Raw genomic sequence first — 18,294 nt, 5'->3', positions numbered from 1 at the left:
GGTCTCGACGGGTGGGGTGTCGACGGGTGGTGCCTCGGCGTGTCTTGCCAGGGGGCACAGCCAACGAGCTCAGGACTCTCGGGACGAGGGACGATTCCAGAGCCGTACCCCCCGATGCTCGTGCTCCCAACCGAGGACGGACAACGTCGCAGTCTCGAGCGGGAAGCGTCGCCCCTCCCTCGGCGGGAGCTCGCACCAACAGGCGGTGAGCACCCGCAGGATGTGACCGTGGGCGAAGAGCGCGACGTCTCCGCCGGCGTCGAGCGCTCGCTCGATCACCCGTCGGGCCCGCTCGGCCACGTCCTCGAGGCGTTCACCACCGGGGATGGGTCCGGTCCAGACGGTCCAGCCCGGTACGCGCCGGCGGATCTCGGCGGTGGTCAGGCCCTCGTAGTCCCCGTAGTCCCATTCGCGAAGGTCGGCCGTGGTGATTGCTCGGTCCAGATAGCCTGCCGCGGCGCAGGTCTCCTGCGCCCTGCGGAGCGGGCTCACGAGCACCAGCGCGAACGATCGCCCGGCAAGGAGGTGGGCGACGTCGTCGGCCTGGCTCCTCCCGGCGTCGTTGAGTGGGAGGTCGGTCCGGCCGGTGTGGCGGCCGCTCACGCTCCAGTCCGTCGCGCCGTGCCGGACCAGGTAGACCTGGGGCCGACCAGCGTCCATCAGCAGCGCGACGCCGCCGGTGGCTCGCCCGGCCAGCGGCCATACCCGTGCACCAGCGCGTCGGCTTCTGGCGGTCCCCATGACCCACGCGGGTACACGACGACCGTTGGGCGCTGGGTGAGGATCGGCTCCACGATCCGCCACGACTCCTCGATGGAGTCCTCCCGGGCGAACAGCGTCGGGTCTCCCGCCATCGCCTCCTCGATGAGCAACTCGTACGGCTCGGGGCCCACGTCGGTCCACAGCTGGCGGGGTGGCGCGATGGTGATCGGTCGGGGGGTCATCTGTTCGCCGGGCACCTTCTGGAGCATCGTGACCGCGGTGAAGCTGTTGGGCTTCACCTCGATGCGGATGGTGTTCGGCGGCAGCTCGTCTTTGTGGCGTGGCATCCACAGCGGCACCGGGGGTGAGCGCAGCTCCACGGTCATCTCGGTGACGGTCTCAGCCAGGGCCTTTCCGGCGCGCAGGAAGAACGGCACCCCGTGCCAGCGGGGCGAGTCGATGTCGAGCCGGAACGCACCGAAGGTCTCGGTGTCGGATCCCGGTCGAACGCCATCCACCTCGAGATAGCCCTCGTACTGGCCACGGACGTAGTGGCCGGGATCCACGGGGCGAGCCGCGGCGAGCGCCTTGGCCTTCTCGTCGCGCAGCGCGCGGCTGCTCTCGTTCACGGGCTGTTCCATGGCCACCAGTGCGACCATCTGCAGCAGGTGGTTCTGCATCACGTCCCGCAGCGCGCCGACGCCGTCGTAGAACCCGCCCCGGTCCTCCACCCCGAACGCCTCGGCCATGGTGATCTTCACCGACCGGACGTACGAGCGGTTCCACAGTGGCTCGAGGATGGTGTTGGTGAAGCGAGTGATGAGCAGGTTGCGCATCGACTCTTTACCGATGAAGTGGTCGATCCGGAAGATCGCGCTCTCCGGAAAATGCGCGTGCAGGATGTCGTTGAGCTCGATGGCGCTGGCGAGGTCGCGCCCGAAGGGCTTCTCCACGATGAGCCGCGCCCCCTCAGCGAGCCCGGCGGCAGCGAGGCTGCTGGCCACGGTGGCGAACATCGAAGGAGGGATCGCGAGATGGAAGATGGGGTGGCGGGCGCCGCCGACGGTCGCGCGGAGCCGGGCGAACGTGTCAGGATCCTGGTAGTCGCCAGCGACGTAGCGCATCGAGGACGCCAGCCGGTCGAACACGGCCTGGTCCCAGTGCCCACCCTCCTCACGCACGGCCTGCTCGGCGCGTGCCCGCAGGTCGTCGTCGGTCCAGCGGTCGAGGGCGACCCCGATGACCGGAACCTCGAGCAGCCCCCGGGCAGCCAGGCGGTAGACGGCCGGGAAGAGCTTCTTGCGGGCCAGATCGCCGCTGGCGCCGAACATCACCAGTGCGTCCGAGCGTGGCCGGTTCGCGTCGGGTTCCCCACGAGACATGCGGGAAACGTAGCGGTGGTCCCTCGTTCCGTGCCGGCCGGGACGATCGGTGAGGTGGCAAGCTGACCGGGCATGCCGTCGCTGATCGAGGACTACGCCATCATCGGTGACACCGAGACGGTCGCTCTGGTCGGTCGTGACGGGTCCATCGACTGGTTCTGCGCGCCGCGCTTCGACAGTGCAGCCTGCTTCGCGGCCCTGCTCGGTGACCGCCACCACGGTCGCTGGCTCCTCGCGCCGCACGACCGGCCATCGAGGGTCGAGCGTCGGTACCGGGGGGACACGCTCGTGCTCGAGACGGTGTTCACCACGCCTGCCGGGCAGGTGGCGATCATCGACTTCATGCCCATCCGGCGCCGCGGCGTCGAGCTGGTGCGGATCGTCGAAGGCCGCTCGGGGACGGTCAGGATCGACCTGGAGCTCATCGTTCGCTTCGACTACGGCGCCATCGTCCCGTGGGTGCGAGCCATCGAGGGTGGTGGGGTCGCGATCGGCGGTGCCGACGGGCTGGTGCTGCGCACGCCGGTGAAGCTCGAAGGTCGGGACCTCACCACGGTCGCCTCCTTCGAGGTGAGCAGCGGTGACCGGGTGCCGTTCGTGATGCAGTGGTTCCCGTCGCACGAGGCGGTTCCCGATCCGATCGACGCCGTGGCGGTCCTCGAGCACACCGAACGCTGGTGGCAGGTATGGTCCGCTCGCTGCGCCTATGAGGGGGACTACGCGGATGCCGTGATGCGTTCGCTCATCACACTCAAGGCCCTCACGCACGCCCCGACCGGCGGGGTGGTGGCGGCGGCAACGACATCGCTTCCGGAGTATCTGGGTGGGGTGCGTAACTGGGACTACCGCTACTGCTGGCTGCGCGATGCGACGTTCACGCTCACGGCGCTGAGCGAGGCGGGATACGGGAGCGAAGCGGTGGCGTGGAGCGAATGGCTGCGTCGGGTGATCGCTGGCAGCCCAGACAAGATGCAGATCATGTACGGGGTCGGTGGGGAACGCCGCCTGGTCGAGACGGTGATCGACTGGTTGCCCGGCTATGAAGGCTCGACCCCGGTCCGGATCGGGAATGCGGCCAGTGGGCAGTTCCAGCTCGACGTCTACGGCGAGGTCATGGACATGTTCCTGCACTCGCACGCCTGCCTCGGCAACGAGCTGCCGCCGGACGCCTGGGATCTGGCCCGCATGCTGGTGGAACACGTGCGTGAGGTCTGGACGGAGCCTGATGACGGGATCTGGGAGGTACGAGGGCCGCGCCGGCACTTCGTGCACTCGAAGGTGATGGCCTGGGTGGCGATCGATCGGTGGGTCCATCTGTGCGAGCTCGGCGCGCAGGCAGGGGTCCGGCCGCACCCACCGGACCTGTCTCGTTGGATGGAGCTGCGCGACGACATGCACCGCGAGATCTGCGAGAAGGGATACGACCCCGCGGTGGGGGCGTTCACCCAGTACTACGGCTCGACCGAGCTGGACGCGAGCTGCCTCATGCTGGCGCTGGTGGGTTTCCTGCCCCCGACCGACCCGCGCATCGTGGGCACCGTGGAGGCGATCCAGCGTGAGCTGCTCGTCGACGGCTTCGTGCGCCGCTATCGCACCGAGGCGATCCACGACGCCGGCGACACTGGCGGTCCCGGCCAGTCCGATGCGCCGACGACGACGGTCGATGGGCTCCCGCCAGGTGAAGGCGCGTTCCTCCTCACCACGTTCTGGTTGCTCGACAACCTGGTGCTCCTCGGTCGGGTCGAGGAGGCTCGAGCGGGCTTCGAGCGGTTGCTGGCCCTCTGCAACGACGTAGGCCTGCTGTCCGAGGAGTACGACGTCGAGGCCAGCCGCCAGTTGGGCAACTTCCCCCAGGCGTTCTCGCACGTGGGACTCATCCTCACAGCCCACAACCTCACCGGTCAGGGTGCCGGTCCAGCTCATCATCGTGCACTGCGTCATCCGCACCGCGCGGCGGCGCCGGGCTGAGATCCTGCTGCCGGGGGTCGAGGCTCCCGGTGCGCCCTTGGTGACGGTGCCGTTATCATGACGTCACGCTGGCGCTCCATCGCCGGATCGGGGTTCAAGGGGGAGGCCGATGTCGAATCGGGAGCTCATCGGGCGTGACGACGCCAACGATGTGGACGCCATCGTCACCGCGGCGCTTCAGCACCCCTACGTGGGTTCGGTACACGTGGTGCGGGACAACGCGGACGCCATCTTCACCTGGGACTACGAGAAGGGCGCCCGGCCCGGCCTCCACAAGCTCTACGAGAAGGCCAAGGACGCCCAGTGGAACGGGGAGACCGATCTCCCCTGGGATACCGACGTCGATCAGGAGGCCTTGACCGTCCAGGTCGCGGGCGCCGAGCCGAACTGGGAGTTCGCCGGCCTCGACGTCACGGGGACTCCGCTCGAGAAGTGGACCAGCAAGGAATGGATCCGCTGGAACATCGAGCAGCAGAACTGGACGCTGAGCCAGTTCATGCACGGTGAGCAAGGGGCCCTGCTCTGCACGGCCAAGATCGTCGAAACCGTGCCCTGGATCGACGCGAAGTACTACGCGGCCACCCAGGTGATGGACGAGGCTCGCCACGTCGAGGTCTTCGCCAAGTACCTGGACACGAAGCTCTCTGGCCATTACCCCCTCAACGCCCATCTCGGGATGCTGCTCGACGACATCCTCGAGGACAGCCGTTGGGACATGACCTACCTGGGCATGCAGATCATGGTCGAAGGTTTGGCGCTCGCCGCGTTCGGCTTCATGCACGCCCTCACCCCCGAGCCGCTGCTCAAGCAGCTGCTGCGCTACGTGATGAGCGACGAGGCCCGCCACGTGGCCTTCGGAGTGCTGTCGCTCAAGGAGTACTACGCGGAGCTCTCCGATGCGGAGCTGCGCGATCGGCAGGAGTTCGCGTTCGAGGCTGCCCTGCGAATGCGGGATCGCCTCCTCGCGGTCGAGGTGTGGGATCGCATGGGTGTCGATCCTCGGCTGGCGATCGGTCGCTTCAAAGGTGATCGGCTGGAAGACCCCTTCCAGCTCATGCTCTTTTCGAAGATCGTGCCCAACTGCAAGAAGCTCGGGCTGCTCGACGCCAATGGTGGCTGGCTGCGGGACCGTTTCACCGAGATCGGCGTCATCCAGTTCGAGGACTGGGTCGACACCACCAACGAGTACGAGTCGCTCGACGAGCTGGCCAAGGATCGGGCCGCAGCCGCCTCGCGGCCGGCTTGAGCGTTCAGTACCGTTCCTCGGCTCGGTCGTAGAGGTGGATCGGTACCGCGGTCACGACCGTGTTGGGGCGCATGCGCAACCTGGTGCGCAACACCAGCGCGCTCTGATTGTGGAGGAGCTGCTCCCACCAGTGGCTCAGTACGAACTCGGGCACCACGACCGTGACGATGTCGTCGGGCCACTCCCGATCGAGTTCGTCGATGAACGCCATCACCGGCCCCGCCAGTTCCCGGTAGGGAGAGTAGATGGTGCGTAGCTCAACCGGGATGTCGTATTCCTCCCACTGTTTCTGGAGGCGCTGCTGCTGCTCCTCGTCGTGGACGACGGTGACCGCCATCAGGCGGTCGGGCGCGAGTGATCGGGCGTAGGTGATGGCATCGAGCACCCCGCGATGCACCTGGCCGACCAGGACGATGACGGTGTGGCGGTGGCGCTTCGAGCGGTAGCCCTCGGGGACCGAGATGGCGGTGGCGACCCGCACGTAGTGGCGGTGGATGGCCTTGAACATCATGACGATGATCGGGATCAGCAGCACCGGGATCCAGGCGCCGATCGCGAACTTCGAGACCACCACGACCAGGAGCACCACGAACGTCGCCAGGGCGCCGACCGCATTGATCACCTGGTTCCGTCGCCATCCCTTCTCGCGCACCCGCCGGTGGTGGAGCACCATGCCCGCTTGCGAGAGTGTGAAGCCCGTGAAGACCCCGACCGCATAGAGGGGGATCAGGGCGCTGGTGACACCACCGAAGGCCACGATCAGGATGCTCGCCACCAGGGCGAGCAGGATGATGCCGTTCGAGAAGACCAGCCGGTCCCCACGGTTGGTGAGCTGTCGGGGGAGGTAGCCGTCACCCGCGATGATCGACGACACCCGCGGGAAGTCGGCGAAGGCAGTGTTGGCCGCGAGGATCAGGATGGCGAAGGTCGAGAACTGCAGCACGTAGTAGAGGACGTTGCCGAGGTCCCCGATGCTGCTCGGCCCGTCGAGGTAGAGGTAGCGGCCCATGATCGACAGGAGGGTCTCCTCCTCGCTCACCGTGGGCTTGAGGTTGTGAGCCACCACGGACAATCCCATGAATGCCGTACCGAGGATGAGCCCCATCGCGATCAGGGTCGTCGCGGCGTTGTGCGACTCGGGCTTCTTGAAGGCGGGGACACCGTTCGAGATGGCTTCGATACCGGTCAGGGCCACCGCTCCCGAGGAGAAGGCGCGAAGCAGCAGGAGCATGCCGAGGCTGCTGAACAGCGGGAGGCCATCGGAGCCGATCGGGGTTCCGTGCTGCCGGGCCAGCTCGACCAGCGAGGAGACGTTCGTCTCCATGGGGGGGAGATCCCGCAGGAAGATCTCGTAGAGCCCGTAGCCGATCAGCAGGGCGAGGCTGACGATGTAGGTGTAGACGGGTGGCGCGAAGAGCTTGCCGGACTCCTTTGCGCCGCGGAGGTTCGCCAGCGTCATCACGGCGATGGCGATGAGGCAGAGCGTGACCCGGTACGGGAGCAGCTCGGAGAACGCGGAGGTGATGGCGGCGATGCCCGCCGACACCGACACCGCGACCGTGAGGATGTAGTCGACGAGCAGCGACGCGCCGGCGATGAGCGAGGGGAGCACACCGAGGTTCTCCCGGCTGACGACGTACGAGCCGCCGCCGCTGGGGTAGGCATAGATCGTCTGCCGGTAGCTGGTGATCACGATCGTCAGCAGGAGGGCGACGACGAGGGAGATCGGCACCAGGCTGTTCAGGGCGACCATGCCGACCACGGGAACCAGGACCAGCAGGATCTCCTCCGTCGCGTAGGCGGTGGAGGAGATGGCGTCCGACGCGAACACCGTCAGCGCGGTCGGCCGGCCGAGGCGGGTGTGCGCCTCTTCGGTGCTCGCGATGGGAGGACCGACGATCAGGCGTTTGAGAGCTGAGTACATCGGCGCTCCGCGTGGGTCTTCCGGTCTCCGCCGTCGGGGGGACGTCGGCAATCTACGCCCGGTCGGGCGCCGGCAGGAAAAGTCGCAGCCGACCGAGTGCGCGGTCGGTGAGGCCGCCAGGGTGGAGCCCCACGAGGGCGGGGCTTAGGATGCGCCGGCGTGCCATTGCCCGGCGGTACGGGCGTGGTCACCGGAGGAGGTAGCCGTGCACGTGGTGGTCGTCGGATGCGGGCGAGTGGGCTCCGGGCTGGCCGCGGCGCTCGAGGACGAGGGCCATTCGGTCGCCGTCGTGGACCGCCGTCCGGAGGCGTTCACCCGGCTCCCGGAGGGGTTCCGCGGCGCCACCGTCGTCGGGGTCGGGTTCGACCGGGAGCGGCTGCAGCGGGCCGGCATCGAACGGGCGGGCGCGGTGGCGGCGGTCACGAGCGGTGACAACTCCAACATCGTCGTGGCCAGGGTGGCCCGGGAGGCGTTCGGTATCGAGCGGGTGGTGGCCCGCATCTACGACCAGCGGCGCGCCGCGATCTACGAGCGGCTGGGCATCCCCACCGTGGCCACCGTGCAGTGGACGATCGACCGGGTGCTGCGCCGTGTGCTTCCCGAGTCGCCGAACGTCGAGTGGGTCGATCCGTCGGCCAGCGTGTGCCTCGTGGAGCGTTCGGTCCCCGAGACGTGGGCGGGTCAACCGGTCGAGGCCCTCGAGGTGCGCGGTTCCGCCCGGATCACCGCGGTGACTCGGCTGGGAAAGGCGATGCTCGGCGAATCGGGCCTCGTGCTCCAGGACGGCGACGTGGTGTGGGCGACCTGTGCCGGCGACGGCATCGACCGGTTCGACGAGCACCTCGCATCTGGGCCGAACGGAGGTGGCCGGTGATGCGGGTGGTCATCGCGGGTGGGGGGAACGTGGGCACCTACATCGCCGGGGAGCTGCACCGAGCGGGCCATGAGGTGCTGATCGTGGAGGTCGACCCTCGCCGGGTCGAGCAGGCCCGCTCCGCCGGTGAGCCGGCGGGTGTCGCATGGCTCCAGGCGGACGCCTGCGAGATCTCCGAGCTGGTTCGGGCCGAGCCTGGTCGCGCGGACGTGGTGGTGGCGGTGACGGGTGACGACGAGGACAACCTGGTCATCTCCCTGCTGGCCAAGCAGGAGTTCGGCGTACCCCGTGTCGTGGCCCGCGTCAACAACCCCTCCAACGAGTGGTTGTTCAACGAGAGTTGGGGGGTGGACCTCTCGGTCTCCACGCCGCACCTGCTCACGGCGCTGGTCGAGGAGGCGCTCACGGTGGGGAGCCTGGTGCGCCTGCTGTCGTTCGCCGGCGGCCGGGTTCGTCTGTCTGAGGTCACCCTGGCCGACGTCTCACCAGCCTGTGGGAAGGAGATCGTCGATCTGGACCTGCCTCGCGACTCCACGGTCGTCGCGGTCCTCCGACAGGATCACGTGGTGGTGCCGCGGGGTGACACCACGCTGTACGCGGGAGATGAGGTCGTGGTGCTCGTGACCGACGAGAGCGAAGCTCAGGTTCGTCAGGTGCTCATCGGTGCGTGAGGTGATCGAGGCGCCGGCGTGAGCGCCTGATCTCACAATCGTGATTGCTCACAACAGCGTGTACGCGGGGTTGAGCAGGACCAGTCGGCCCCGCTCGGTGCGCGCCACTCCTTCCAGGACGATGCCCCGCCCGAGGGTGACGCCGTGGAGGGCCTTGCGGCCGGTGAACACCCCTGTGGCCCGGCCGGTGCCGTCGCTGATGGTGACCTCCAGGGCCGGTGAGCCGGCGCGTGGGACCAGGCGCGACTCCTGGATCTCCCCACCCACCCGCACCGGCTCGCGCAGCGGGGCCTCCCCGATGGGGGTGAGGCCCAGGCCCTGGTAGCGCTCCTGCAGGCGGGCCTGGTCGAGCTGCTGGACGCTGGCGGTGAGGCGTTGGCGGATCTTCGAAAACGAGGGCACGGCGGCCAGCGTGCCACGCCCGCCGGTACCGGTCACACCGGACCGCTCAGGTTGTCGTCATCATCGTGGGCTGCGAAACTGCCGGGCAGCGAGGGGAGTACCCCGATACGGAGTCGTCGTCATCACGGCGGACCGGCACGTCGGTGCCGGTTGCCCGGCGGCTCCGGCCCCCAGCGGGTGGGAGAGACCTCCGGTCGATCAACGAACGCGAGACCGGAGACGAACCTGCATGACTGTACCCACGCTCCCCGCCGCTGGCCGCGAAATCCACGCCCTCGACGCTGGGGCGGTGGCCTCCGCGCTCGGGGTCGACCTCGGCACCGGGCTCACCAGCGTCGAGGTTGATCGACGCCGTGCTTCAGTGGGGCCGAACCGCCTCGACGAGCCGGCGGTACGTCCCGCGTGGTTGCGGTTCCTCGACCAGTTCCGCAGCGGCATCGTGTACATCCTCGTCGTGGCCGCGGTCGTCGCCGGTGCGGTCGGGGACATCAAGGACCCGATCGTCATCGGAGCGGTCCTCCTCCTGAATGCCGTGCTCGGCTACGTCCAGGAGGCCAAGGCGAGCTCCGCCATGGCGGCACTGAAAAAGATGCTGGTGACCCGAGTTCGGGTGCGGCGCGACGGGCAGGTGCGGGAGGTCGACGCCGAGGAGCTGGTCCCCGGGGACGTGGTGCTCCTCGAGGCGGGTGATCGTGTCCCGGCCGACGGCCGGGTGGTGGTCGCGGTGAACGCCGCGGTGGACGAGTCTGCGCTGACCGGCGAGTCCACACCGGTCGATAAGCAGACCGCGCCCCTGCCCGAGGGAGACGTCCCGGTCGCCGATCGGAACAACTGCGCGTTCATGAACGCCACCGTGGTGCGGGGCCGCATCGAGATGGTGGTCACCGAGACGGGCATGCGCACGGAGATCGGCCGTGTCGCAGCGCTGCTGCGGGTCGGGGAGCCGCCACCCACCCCGCTGCAGCGCCAGCTCGACGCGCTCAGCCGGCGGCTGGCGCTGATCGCCATCGTGGCCGTGAGCGCGGTGTTCGCTCTCCGGGTTGCCCAAGGCGACGCCCTGGGCGACGCGGCGCTGGGAGCGGTGGCGCTCGCGGTGGCTGCCATCCCCGAAGGGCTGCCGGCGGTGGTGACCGTCACCCTCGCCCTCGGCGTGTCGCAGATGGCCAAGCGGGGCGCGATCGTCAAGCGCTTGCATTCGGTGGAGACGCTGGGCTCGACGTCGGTGATCTGCACCGACAAGACCGGCACGCTCACCCTCAACCGGATGACCGTCCGGGAGGTCGTCGCTGAGGACCAGCGGCACGCGTTGGTCCTCGGCGCGCTGTGCAGCGACGCCTCGATCACCGATGGTCAGACCGTGGGCGAGCCCACGGAGGCCGCCATCGTGGAGGCGGCCGCGGCCGCTGGCATCGATGTCGGGGCCGAGCGCGCCCGCTGGCCCCGGGTCGGCGAGTTGCCGTTCGACTCGGGCACCAAGTTCATGGCCACGTACCACCTCCAGCCAGGAGCCGGGCCCGTGACGCTCGTGGTCAAGGGCGCACCGGATGTCTTGCTCGAGCGCGCCGCGCTGAGTCCGAGCCAGCGCGAGCGGGTGCTGGATGACAATGCGCGGCTCGCGGCCGAGGGCCTTCGAGTCCTGGCCGTGGCCACCAGGTCGCTTCCCGCGCCGGAGGTGCTTGATGAGGGCGGCGCGGTGGCCGACCCGAGCCGATGGGTGGATGACGGTCTCGAGTTCGTCGGGCTGTACGGCATCGTCGACCCGCCACGTCCCGAGGCGAAGGAGGCGGTGGCGCGCTGCCAACGCGCCGGTATCGACGTGAAGATGATCACCGGCGACCACGCGTCGACTGCAGGAGCCATCGCCGGGGAGCTGGGGATCAGGGGCCGGGTCGTGACCGGCGTGGAGCTGTCGGCGATGTCCGACGAGGAGCTGGCACGCTCGATCGACGGCATCGGCGTCTGCGCCCGGGTGTCGCCCGAGCACAAGGTCCGCGTGGTGGAGGCCCTGCAGGCCAACGATCGGGTCGTGGCCATGACGGGCGACGGGGTGAACGACGCCGCGGCCCTCCAGCGGGCGGACATCGGTGTGGCCATGGGCATCACGGGTACGGAGGTGACCAAGGACGCCGGCGACATGGTGCTCACCGACGACAACTTCGCCACCATCGTGGGCGCCGTGGAGCGAGGTCGGGCCATCTACGACAACATCGTGAAGTTCGTGCGCTTCCAGGTCACGACGAACCTCGGTGCGATCAGCACCATCCTCGGTGCCAGCCTGCTCGGACTACCCGTGCCCTTCACCCCGATCCAGGTGTTGTGGGTGAACCTGATCGCCGACGGTCCTCCCGCCATGACCCTCGGGGTCGACCCACCCGACCGTGACGTGATGGCGCGGGCCCCGAGGCCCGTCGGGGCGGCCATCCTCGACCCGCGGCGGGTCGCCCGGTTGGTCTTCCTCGCCCTGGTGATGGCCGTGGGGGTCCTCGGCCTGTACGTCGCCGCCGAGCCGCGATGGGGTCGAGCGGTGGCGCTGACCATGACCTTCACCACATTCGTGTTCTTCCAGATGTTCAACGTCTTCAACGCCCGCCGCGAGGAGCGCAGCGTGTTCAGCCGGTATTCACTGGCCAACTGGCGGCTGTGGGCCAGCGTCGGGATCGTCGTCGTCCTGCAGTTGCTCGCCGTGCGGTGGGGGCCGCTGCAGAGCCTGTTCGCCACGGAGACCCTCACCGCAGGCCAGCTCCTGCTCTGCGCCGCCGTCGCGTCGAGCGTCATCTGGGCCGAGGAGGTCCGCAAGCTCACCATCCGTCTCGCCAGGAGGAGCGCACAATGAGATGTCCCGCCGGATGCGACGCCACGCTCGTGATGGCCGAGCGGCAAGGGATCGAGATCGACTACTGCCCGAGCTGCCGTGGGGTCTGGCTCGACCGTGGGGAGCTCGACAAGATCATCGAGCGCAGTCACGCCGCCGGCGCGCCGGCCCCGCCCTCGGCGGGCGCACCGCTCCCACCACCACCGCCCGCACAGGGATGGCGGGAGCCGTACGTGGCCACCCGACCCTACGGTGCACCGGGGTCGCCGCCGCCGGGCTACGGTCGCCGGAAGCGCAGGGGCTTCCTCGATGAGCTGTTCGATTTCTGAGCTGGTCGGCCTTCGGGTCCCCCGAGCGGCTCGGTAGCCTGGCGATGGTGCGCGGTTCTCCTTCGCCCGCGGGTGACGATCACCACGACGACCGCCCGCGCCTGGAAGAGCTGCGCCACGAGCTCGGCGCGCTCGAAGAGGCCGCCATCGAGGCGGAGCTCGAGACGGGACGGCGCGAGGAGACGATCGAAGAGGCCAAGCGCCACCTCGCCCTGCGTGCCGCCCGGGTCGCCGCAGGTGTGGTCGTGGTGGTGGTCGGGCTGGCGATGCTGGCACTCCCCGGACCGGGCCTGATCACGGTGGCGGCCGGCCTCGCCTTGCTGGCCCAGGACGTGCCATTCGCCCGCCGGCTGCTGCAGCGGGTCCGGCAACGCCTACCCGAGGACGAGGACGGCAACGTCTCGCCGTACGTCATCGGCGGGAGCGTCCTGCTCGCGGTCGCGGGCTTCGGGGTCAGCCTCTGGTGGGCGTTCCTCCGCTGAGACTGGCCTGCGCGAGCTGACACGCACCTGCCGCTTAGCATCGCCGCGGTGACGGCGACCGAACGGGTCCACCTGTCGTACCGGCCCGACTACGACGTGAGCCGGGTCCGCGGGTTCTCGGACTGCGTGTTCGCGGTCGCCATTACCCTCGTGGTGCTGTCGTTCGTGGTGCCCGAACGGGGGATCACCAACGACGAGCTTCGAGGCTTCCTGGTTCACGAGTGGCCTCGCTACCTGAGCTATCTCGGGGCCTTCGTGGTGATCGGCAGTACGTGGATGCTCCATCACCGGCTCTTCGAGGTGATCGTCCGGGTGGACGGACGAGCCTTGTGGATCAACCTGGCGTTGCTGTCGCTGGTCGTGCTGGTCCCGTTCCCCATGCAGCTGCTCGGTCGGTACCACCAGCTGCCCAGCGCGTACGTCGCGTTCAACCTCACCGCGCTCGTGCTGGGTCTGTTCGGCTCGTTGCTGGTGCGGTACACCACCCATCGCCACCGGTTGATCCCGGCGGACCTCGACGAGCGATGGGTTCGCACCTACCGCTGGCAGGCGGCGGTGCTGCCGCTGGGGTTCGCCGTCGCCACCATCGGTTCGGTCTTCGGGATGCCCGGCGCGGCCGTGGGGTGGGTGGTGCTCGGCATCGGCTGGTTCATGGTTCGGCGCCGGTTCGGGGTGGTGCGGGTGGAGCCCGAGACGCCGGGGCTCACCCGGGCGGGCGAGGAAGAGGAGCCCTTGCGCCGCGCCGAGCAGATCGAGCTGGAGGCCCGGCACGCCGGTCGGGTGATCCCGTTCGCGGCCGCCTACCTGGAGAGCGGGCGCCTGGAGCGGTTGCTCGGGTTCAGTGACAACCTCTACGCCTTCGCCATCACGGTGCTGGTCCTGCACCTGCAACCCCCACAGGGAGCGATCGAGAGCAACGACGATCTCAACCGGTTCCTGGCCGAGATGCTCCATCCCGACCTGATCGGCTACTTCACCGGCTTCGCGGTGGTCGGGCTGCTCTGGCACTTCCACCACCGGCAGTTCCTGATCGTCGAGCGGGAGGACGGGTTGCTGCGGGCTGGCAACCTGGTGCATCTCATGTTCGTGGCGGTGATGCCGTTCGCCACGCTCGTGCTGTCTTCCTACGACTCGTATCCCGCGGCCACCATCACCTTCGCCCTGGCGGCCGGGGCGGCCAGCGCCAGCCTGGCCGCGCTGTTGTGGTACGTGACGACGGGTCACCGACTGGTCTCGGTGGAGATCCCCACCCGCGAGTTGCGGGAACGCCGCCTGCTGGCCCTCATCCCCCCGGCGGTGTTCGTGCTCTCCGTGCCCGTCGCCCTGGTCGCGCCGACTCAGGCGCAGCTGCTGTGGCTGGGCGCGCTGGCGGGGCTCGGCGTCTATCGCCGGCACGCCGCGGGTCGGGTCGGCTGATCGGGTGGGTCCGCTCTCGCTGGTTGACGTCGGGGGACGTCGACGCGAGTATGGCGAACAGTGTCAGGAAATACGAACGATGTCAGAGTAACGAGGGATGTTGGCTCCAATCGGGTGGTGAGCCCGCGGCCGGGTGACCGGCGGGCCGTCCGCAGGGAGGCCACCAGAGCCGAGATCGTGTCCGCCGCGTGGGTGCTGGTCCGTGAGAAGGGCCTCGCCGGACTGTCGCTGCGGGAGCTGGGTGCGCGCGTCGGGATGCGAGCCCAGTCGCTCTACTCGTACTTCGACTCGAAGGACGCCATCTACGACGCGATGTTCCGCCAGGGGGTGGAGGAGCAGTTGGCGTGGATGGCCGCGGGGCCGAACGCGGACGATGACGCGGCTGATCCGATCGGCTCGATCACTGCTCACCTCCAGCGGTTCTTCCGGTTCTGCACCGCCGACCCCGTCCGCTACCAGCTCCTGTTCCAGCGCACCATCCCGGGTTTCGAGCCCTCGGCCGAGAGCTACGCCCTCGCCGTGGAGGTGCTCGAGCAGCTCCACCACCGGCTCCGCGCCCTCGGGATCAGCGATCCCGCGGCGAGCGATCTGTTCACGGCGGTGGCGACCGGCCTGGTGAGCCAGCAGATCTCGAACGATCCCGGTGGTGATCGATGGGAGCGGCTCATCGGGCGGGCGGTGCACATGCTGGTCACCGAGCTCGCGCCCCACCTGCTCGCGCCCGAAGGCCGCCGGCAGCGGAGGAGCTCCCGGTGAGCGCCGACCTCCTTCCCACGCCGACCGGGTCGATCCCGCCGATCTCCCATCCGGAGGCCATGGCGCTGACCGCGGCGGAGCTCGAGCGCACGCTGGCGTTGCTGCACTCGCTCGACCCCCACGACTGGAGCGCACCGACCGACTGCCCGGACTGGGACGTGCGGCGCATGTACCTCCACGTGTTGGGCGCGTGCGAGGCGAGCGCCTCGATCCGGGAGAACCTCCACCAGATGCGTGCCGCCCGGGCCCATCGCAAGGCGTACGGTGGCCCGCTGGAAGCCGCCCTCTCGGCCGTGCAGGTACGGGAGCGTTCGGACCTGTCACCCGGCCAGCTCGTCCGCCGGCTGGCGGAGACCGCCCCGGTCACCATACGGAAGCGCACCGGGCTGCCCAGCGCGATTCGCCGGTTCAGGCTGAAGGTGGACGGGCCGGTGGAGGAGACCTGGACCCTCGGCTACCTGGTGGACGTCATCTACCTGCGTGACCTCTGGATGCATCGGGTCGACGCCGCTCGGGCCACGGGGCGGACGCTCCAGCTCAGCGCCGACCACGACGGGCGGATCGTCGCCGACGTGGTGGCCGAATGGGCGCGACGGCACGGGAAGGCGGTCGCCCTGTCGCTCACCGGGCCGGCTGGCGGGCGGTTCGTCGCCGGCGAGGCGCCTGGTCGACCCGACGATCCAGCCATCGCGCTCGACGCGATCGAGTTCTGCCGAACCCTCGCCGGCCGCGCACCCGGAGCGGGCCTGCTGGCCACCATCGTCCCGTTCTGAGCCGAGGCCCATCGTCCCGACGACCCACACCGGAGGTCCACACATGGAAACCGTCATCGACGAGATCGCCCCCGACATCTACCGCATGTCGACCTACGTGCCCGATGCGGGCATGACCTTCAACCAGATCCTCGTGAACGCCGAGGAACCGCTGCTGTTCCACTGCGGGATGCGAGCCCTCTTCCCGAACACCTCGCAGGCCCTCGGCCGGGTGGTACCGATCGAGCGGCTCCGGTGGATCAGCTTCGGCCATGTCGAGGCCGACGAGTGCGGTGCCTTGAACCAGTGGCTGGCGGCCGCGCCGCGAGCCGAGGTGGCGTTCGGCGCTCTTGGCTGCGCGGTGTCGGTCAACGACCTGGCTGATCGCCCGCCCCGCCCCCTCGCGGACGGGGAGGTGCTGGACCTGGGCGGGAAGTCGCTGCGCTATCTCGCCACGCCCCACGTTCCCCACGGGTGGGACGCCGGGATCTTCTTCGAGGAGACGACCTCCACCTTGCTCTGCGGCGACCTTTTCACCGCCACGGGCGAGGCGGCACCCCTCAGCTGGGACTCACCGCTCGCCGCGGCCGGCAGCGCCGAGGACCTGTTCGGCTACTCGTGCCTGGCACCTTCCACCCCTGAGGTGATCGGGAGGCTGGCGGCGCTGGAGCCGTCGACCCTGGCGCTCATGCACGGCTCGGCCCACACCGGCGACGGCTCCGCGTGGCTGCGAGAGCTCGCGGCCGCCTACGAGCACCGCATCGCGAACAGCTCACCCGCCGGGTGTGGCTGACGGCCGCAGCACCCGGCCCGGGCGGGCCCCGGTGTGCTCACCGCCCTCGAGGGTGACCACCCCGTTCACGATGGTGAGCTCGTAGCCCTCGCTGCGCTGCACCCAGCGCCCCGCCCCGTGGGGCAGATCGTGGACGAAGGTGGGTGGCGGCAGGCGGAGCGCATCGAAGTCGATGACGTTCACGTCGGCGGGCGCGCCCGGCCGCAGCACCCCCCGGTCGCCGAGCCCGAACAGCGCCGCGGTGTCGGAGGTGATGCGCCGCACCGCCTCCTCGATCGGGAACGCGCCGAGCTCGCGGCACCAGTACGACAGCCACCAGGTCGGTTGTGACGCGTCGAGGATCTGGCCCACGTGGGCTCCGGAGTCGGCGAGACCCATGGCCACGGTCGGGCACTCGAGCATCTCGCGCACCGGGGCGAGGTCCTGGTTGAGGATGGGCCAGGCCAGCACCAGTGCACCGTTGGTCTCCAGGCACAGGTCCAGGTAGGCCTCGGCCGGGCTCAGGCCCCGACGCTCCGCCTCGGCGGTGAGGCTGCGGGCCGGGTCGGCGTCGTAGCGGGCACTGCCATCGGGGGCGTTCACCACGAAGAACTCCCGCAGGGCATCCGCGCTGGGTCGCTCCGCCGCACCGGCGATGAGTGCGGCCCGGCTGTCCGGGTCGCGGAACGCGGCCAGCTTCTCCTCGATCGTGGCACCGGCCAGCCGCTCCCAGCCGGGGTTGTGGTCGAACGGGGTGCGATGGGCCAGACCGAACAGCACCCCGATGCCCCGGGCCGTGGTCTGCGGCCGGATCCGGGCGCCGGCGGCGTTCGCCTGCTCGGCGAGGGTGATGGCGAGGCGCCAGTGGTCGCCCTGCGCCCGGGTGTTGGTGAGGTTGAAGGTGATGCGGGCGCCGGAGCGCAGGCTGGCGTCGCGCATCCAGGCCAGCTCGCTCTCGACCCGGGGTTCGGCCGGGCCCTCGCCGTCGAAGCGGGGCGCGCAGCCGATGATGCCCCGGTGGCGGCCCACGACGTCGGCGATCGCGAGGAGCTCCCGGCTCTCGGCCCAGGTGCCGGGCACGTGGCGACCATCGGGCACGGTGTGGCGCAACGTGCGGGAGGTGGAGAACCCGAGCGCGCCGGCGGTCATCGCCTCGTCGACCGCTCGCACCATGACCGCCAGCTCGTCGTCGGTGGGTGGGCGGTCGTCGAGGGCGTCGTCCCCCATGGCGTAGGAGCGCAGCGCGCAGTGGCCCACCAGGCCACCAACGTTGACCCCGAGGGGCGCGGATCCCAACCAGTCGAGGTATCCGCCGTAGCCCTCCCAGGTGAAGGGGAGTCCGGTGTTGATGGCGGAGGCGGGGATGTCCTCGACGGCTTCCATGAGCTCCGCCAGCCACGGACCCCAGCCGGCCCGCACCGGGGCGAAGGTGACGCCGCAGTTGCCGATCACCACGGTGGTGACCCCGTGCCAGCAGCTCGAGGTGGCGTCGCGGTCCCAGCCGAACTGGGCGTCGAGATGGGTGTGACCGTCGACGAAGCCCGGGGTGACCAGCCGGCCCTCGCAGTCGATCACCCGGGTCGCTGAGCCGTCGACGTGCTCGCTGATGGCGGCGACGCGGTCGCCGGCGATGGCCACGTCCGCGACCCGGGCCGGCGCGCCCGTGCCGTCGACGACGGTGCCGTTGCGCAGCAGCAGGTCGAAGGTCATGTCGAGCAGCTTCGCGCAGGTGAAGGCGCCCGGCTGGTCGAGTGGGATGCGGGTGGACGGGGATTCCCCGACGCACCCCTCGACCAGCCGGGCAGG

Annotated in this window: 16 protein-coding genes; 11 read left to right on the top strand and 5 right to left on the bottom strand. The window is 69.7% G+C overall.

Annotation, left to right across the window (positions count from 1 at the left end; all coding sequences use genetic code 11):
• Positions 1-69: 69 nt before the first annotated feature.
• Together V7004_RS01070 and zwf are read right to left on the bottom strand one after the other, a co-directional pair.
• Entirely contained in the window at positions 70-660 is a 591-nt protein-coding gene (locus tag V7004_RS01070; RefSeq protein WP_334141262.1) for a histidine phosphatase family protein, read from the bottom strand.
• Entirely contained in the window at positions 660-2,084 is a 1,425-nt protein-coding gene (gene zwf, locus V7004_RS01065) for a glucose-6-phosphate dehydrogenase (protein ID WP_334141260.1), read from the bottom strand. The genes V7004_RS01070 and zwf overlap by 1 nt, the downstream gene beginning before the upstream one ends.
• Positions 2,085-2,156: 72 nt before the next feature.
• Here zwf and V7004_RS01060 point away from each other — a divergent pair, with 72 nt between their 5' ends.
• The gene (locus V7004_RS01060; protein WP_334141259.1) at positions 2,157-4,052 is read left to right on the top strand and encodes a glycoside hydrolase family 15 protein; all 1,896 of its coding nucleotides are present in this window, start codon (positions 2,157-2,159) and stop codon (positions 4,050-4,052) included.
• Positions 4,053-4,161: 109 nt separating this feature from the next.
• Entirely contained in the window at positions 4,162-5,298 is a 1,137-nt protein-coding gene (locus V7004_RS01055) for a ferritin-like domain-containing protein (RefSeq protein WP_334141258.1), read from the top strand.
• Positions 5,299-5,302: 4 nt separating this feature from the next.
• Here the strand turns inward: V7004_RS01055 and V7004_RS01050 are convergent, their stop codons facing one another.
• Positions 5,303-7,222 carry an APC family permease gene (locus V7004_RS01050; RefSeq protein WP_334141256.1) on the bottom strand — a complete coding sequence of 640 codons (1,920 nt, stop codon included), beginning with the start codon at positions 7,220-7,222 and terminating at the stop codon, positions 5,303-5,305.
• Between the two features lie 205 nt (positions 7,223-7,427).
• Here V7004_RS01050 and V7004_RS01045 point away from each other — a divergent pair, with 205 nt between their 5' ends.
• Positions 7,428-8,096, top strand: a complete 669-nt coding sequence (locus V7004_RS01045) for a potassium channel family protein (RefSeq protein ID WP_334141254.1) — start codon at positions 7,428-7,430, stop codon at positions 8,094-8,096.
• Positions 8,096-8,767: a potassium channel family protein gene (locus tag V7004_RS01040; RefSeq protein ID WP_334141252.1), complete on the top strand. Its 672-nt coding sequence runs from the start codon at positions 8,096-8,098 to the stop codon at positions 8,765-8,767. The genes V7004_RS01045 and V7004_RS01040 overlap by 1 nt, the downstream gene beginning before the upstream one ends.
• 48 nt (positions 8,768-8,815) lie before the next feature.
• Here V7004_RS01040 and V7004_RS01035 read toward each other — a convergent pair whose 3' ends face one another.
• A complete protein-coding gene (locus tag V7004_RS01035; RefSeq protein WP_334141250.1) occupies positions 8,816-9,169 on the bottom strand; it encodes a hypothetical protein in 354 nt (117 codons plus the stop codon).
• A 229-nt stretch (positions 9,170-9,398) separates the two neighbouring features.
• Here V7004_RS01035 and V7004_RS01030 point away from each other — a divergent pair, with 229 nt between their 5' ends.
• From V7004_RS01030 to V7004_RS01000, 7 genes are all read left to right on the top strand, one after another.
• Positions 9,399-12,002 (top strand): cation-translocating P-type ATPase, encoded by a 2,604-nt coding sequence (locus V7004_RS01030; protein WP_334141248.1) that lies wholly within the window; start codon positions 9,399-9,401, stop codon positions 12,000-12,002.
• On the top strand, positions 11,999-12,310 hold the full coding sequence (locus tag V7004_RS01025) for a TFIIB-type zinc ribbon-containing protein (RefSeq protein ID WP_334141246.1): 312 nt from the start codon (positions 11,999-12,001) through the stop codon (positions 12,308-12,310). Before V7004_RS01030 ends, V7004_RS01025 begins: the two co-directional genes overlap by 4 nt.
• A gap of 47 nt (positions 12,311-12,357) precedes the next feature.
• Positions 12,358-12,792, top strand: coding sequence for a PGPGW domain-containing protein (locus V7004_RS01020; RefSeq protein ID WP_334141245.1), 435 nt, complete (start codon positions 12,358-12,360; stop codon positions 12,790-12,792).
• A gap of 48 nt (positions 12,793-12,840) precedes the next feature.
• Complete coding sequence (locus V7004_RS01015; protein WP_334141243.1) at positions 12,841-14,208, top strand: TMEM175 family protein; 1,368 nt, start codon at positions 12,841-12,843, stop codon at positions 14,206-14,208.
• Positions 14,209-14,325: 117 nt separating this feature from the next.
• On the top strand, positions 14,326-14,964 hold the full coding sequence (locus tag V7004_RS01010; RefSeq protein WP_334141242.1) for a TetR/AcrR family transcriptional regulator: 639 nt from the start codon (positions 14,326-14,328) through the stop codon (positions 14,962-14,964).
• The gene (locus V7004_RS01005) at positions 14,961-15,737 is read left to right on the top strand and encodes a maleylpyruvate isomerase family mycothiol-dependent enzyme (RefSeq protein WP_334141241.1); all 777 of its coding nucleotides are present in this window, start codon (positions 14,961-14,963) and stop codon (positions 15,735-15,737) included. Before V7004_RS01010 ends, V7004_RS01005 begins: the two co-directional genes overlap by 4 nt.
• Positions 15,738-15,780: 43 nt before the next feature.
• Positions 15,781-16,509, top strand: a complete 729-nt coding sequence (locus V7004_RS01000; protein ID WP_334141239.1) for an MBL fold metallo-hydrolase — start codon at positions 15,781-15,783, stop codon at positions 16,507-16,509.
• Here V7004_RS01000 and V7004_RS00995 read toward each other — a convergent pair.
• On the bottom strand, positions 16,489-18,198 hold the full coding sequence (locus V7004_RS00995; protein ID WP_334141238.1) for an N-acyl-D-amino-acid deacylase family protein: 1,710 nt from the start codon (positions 18,196-18,198) through the stop codon (positions 16,489-16,491). The genes V7004_RS01000 and V7004_RS00995 overlap by 21 nt on opposite strands.
• Between the last annotated feature and the right edge of the window lie 96 nt (positions 18,199-18,294).

It is taken from the genome of Rhabdothermincola sp. (assembly GCF_036846205.1).
GTDB lineage: Bacteria > Actinomycetota > Acidimicrobiia > Acidimicrobiales > Acidimicrobilacustridaceae > Rhabdothermincola.
This window is presented reverse-complemented; position numbering and strand designations above follow the sequence as displayed.

Bases quoted from the DNA above. Each gene is read 5' to 3' on its own strand.
- V7004_RS00995 (WP_334141238.1), bottom strand. From the start codon at position 18,198: ATGACCTTCGACCTGCTGCTGCGCAACGGCACCGTCGTCGACGGCACG.
- V7004_RS01040 (WP_334141252.1), top strand. From the start codon at position 8,096: ATGCGGGTGGTCATCGCGGGTGGGGGGAACGTGGGCACCTACATCGCC.
- V7004_RS01055 (WP_334141258.1), top strand. From the start codon at position 4,162: ATGTCGAATCGGGAGCTCATCGGGCGTGACGACGCCAACGATGTGGAC.
- V7004_RS01070 (WP_334141262.1), bottom strand. From the start codon at position 660: ATGGACGCTGGTCGGCCCCAGGTCTACCTGGTCCGGCACGGCGCGACG.
- zwf (WP_334141260.1), bottom strand. From the start codon at position 2,084: ATGTCTCGTGGGGAACCCGACGCGAACCGGCCACGCTCGGACGCACTG.
- V7004_RS01030 (WP_334141248.1), top strand. From the start codon at position 9,399: ATGACTGTACCCACGCTCCCCGCCGCTGGCCGCGAAATCCACGCCCTC.
- V7004_RS01025 (WP_334141246.1), top strand. From the start codon at position 11,999: ATGAGATGTCCCGCCGGATGCGACGCCACGCTCGTGATGGCCGAGCGG.
- V7004_RS01060 (WP_334141259.1), top strand. From the start codon at position 2,157: ATGCCGTCGCTGATCGAGGACTACGCCATCATCGGTGACACCGAGACG.
- V7004_RS01000 (WP_334141239.1), top strand. From the start codon at position 15,781: ATGGAAACCGTCATCGACGAGATCGCCCCCGACATCTACCGCATGTCG.
- V7004_RS01050 (WP_334141256.1), bottom strand. From the start codon at position 7,222: ATGTACTCAGCTCTCAAACGCCTGATCGTCGGTCCTCCCATCGCGAGC.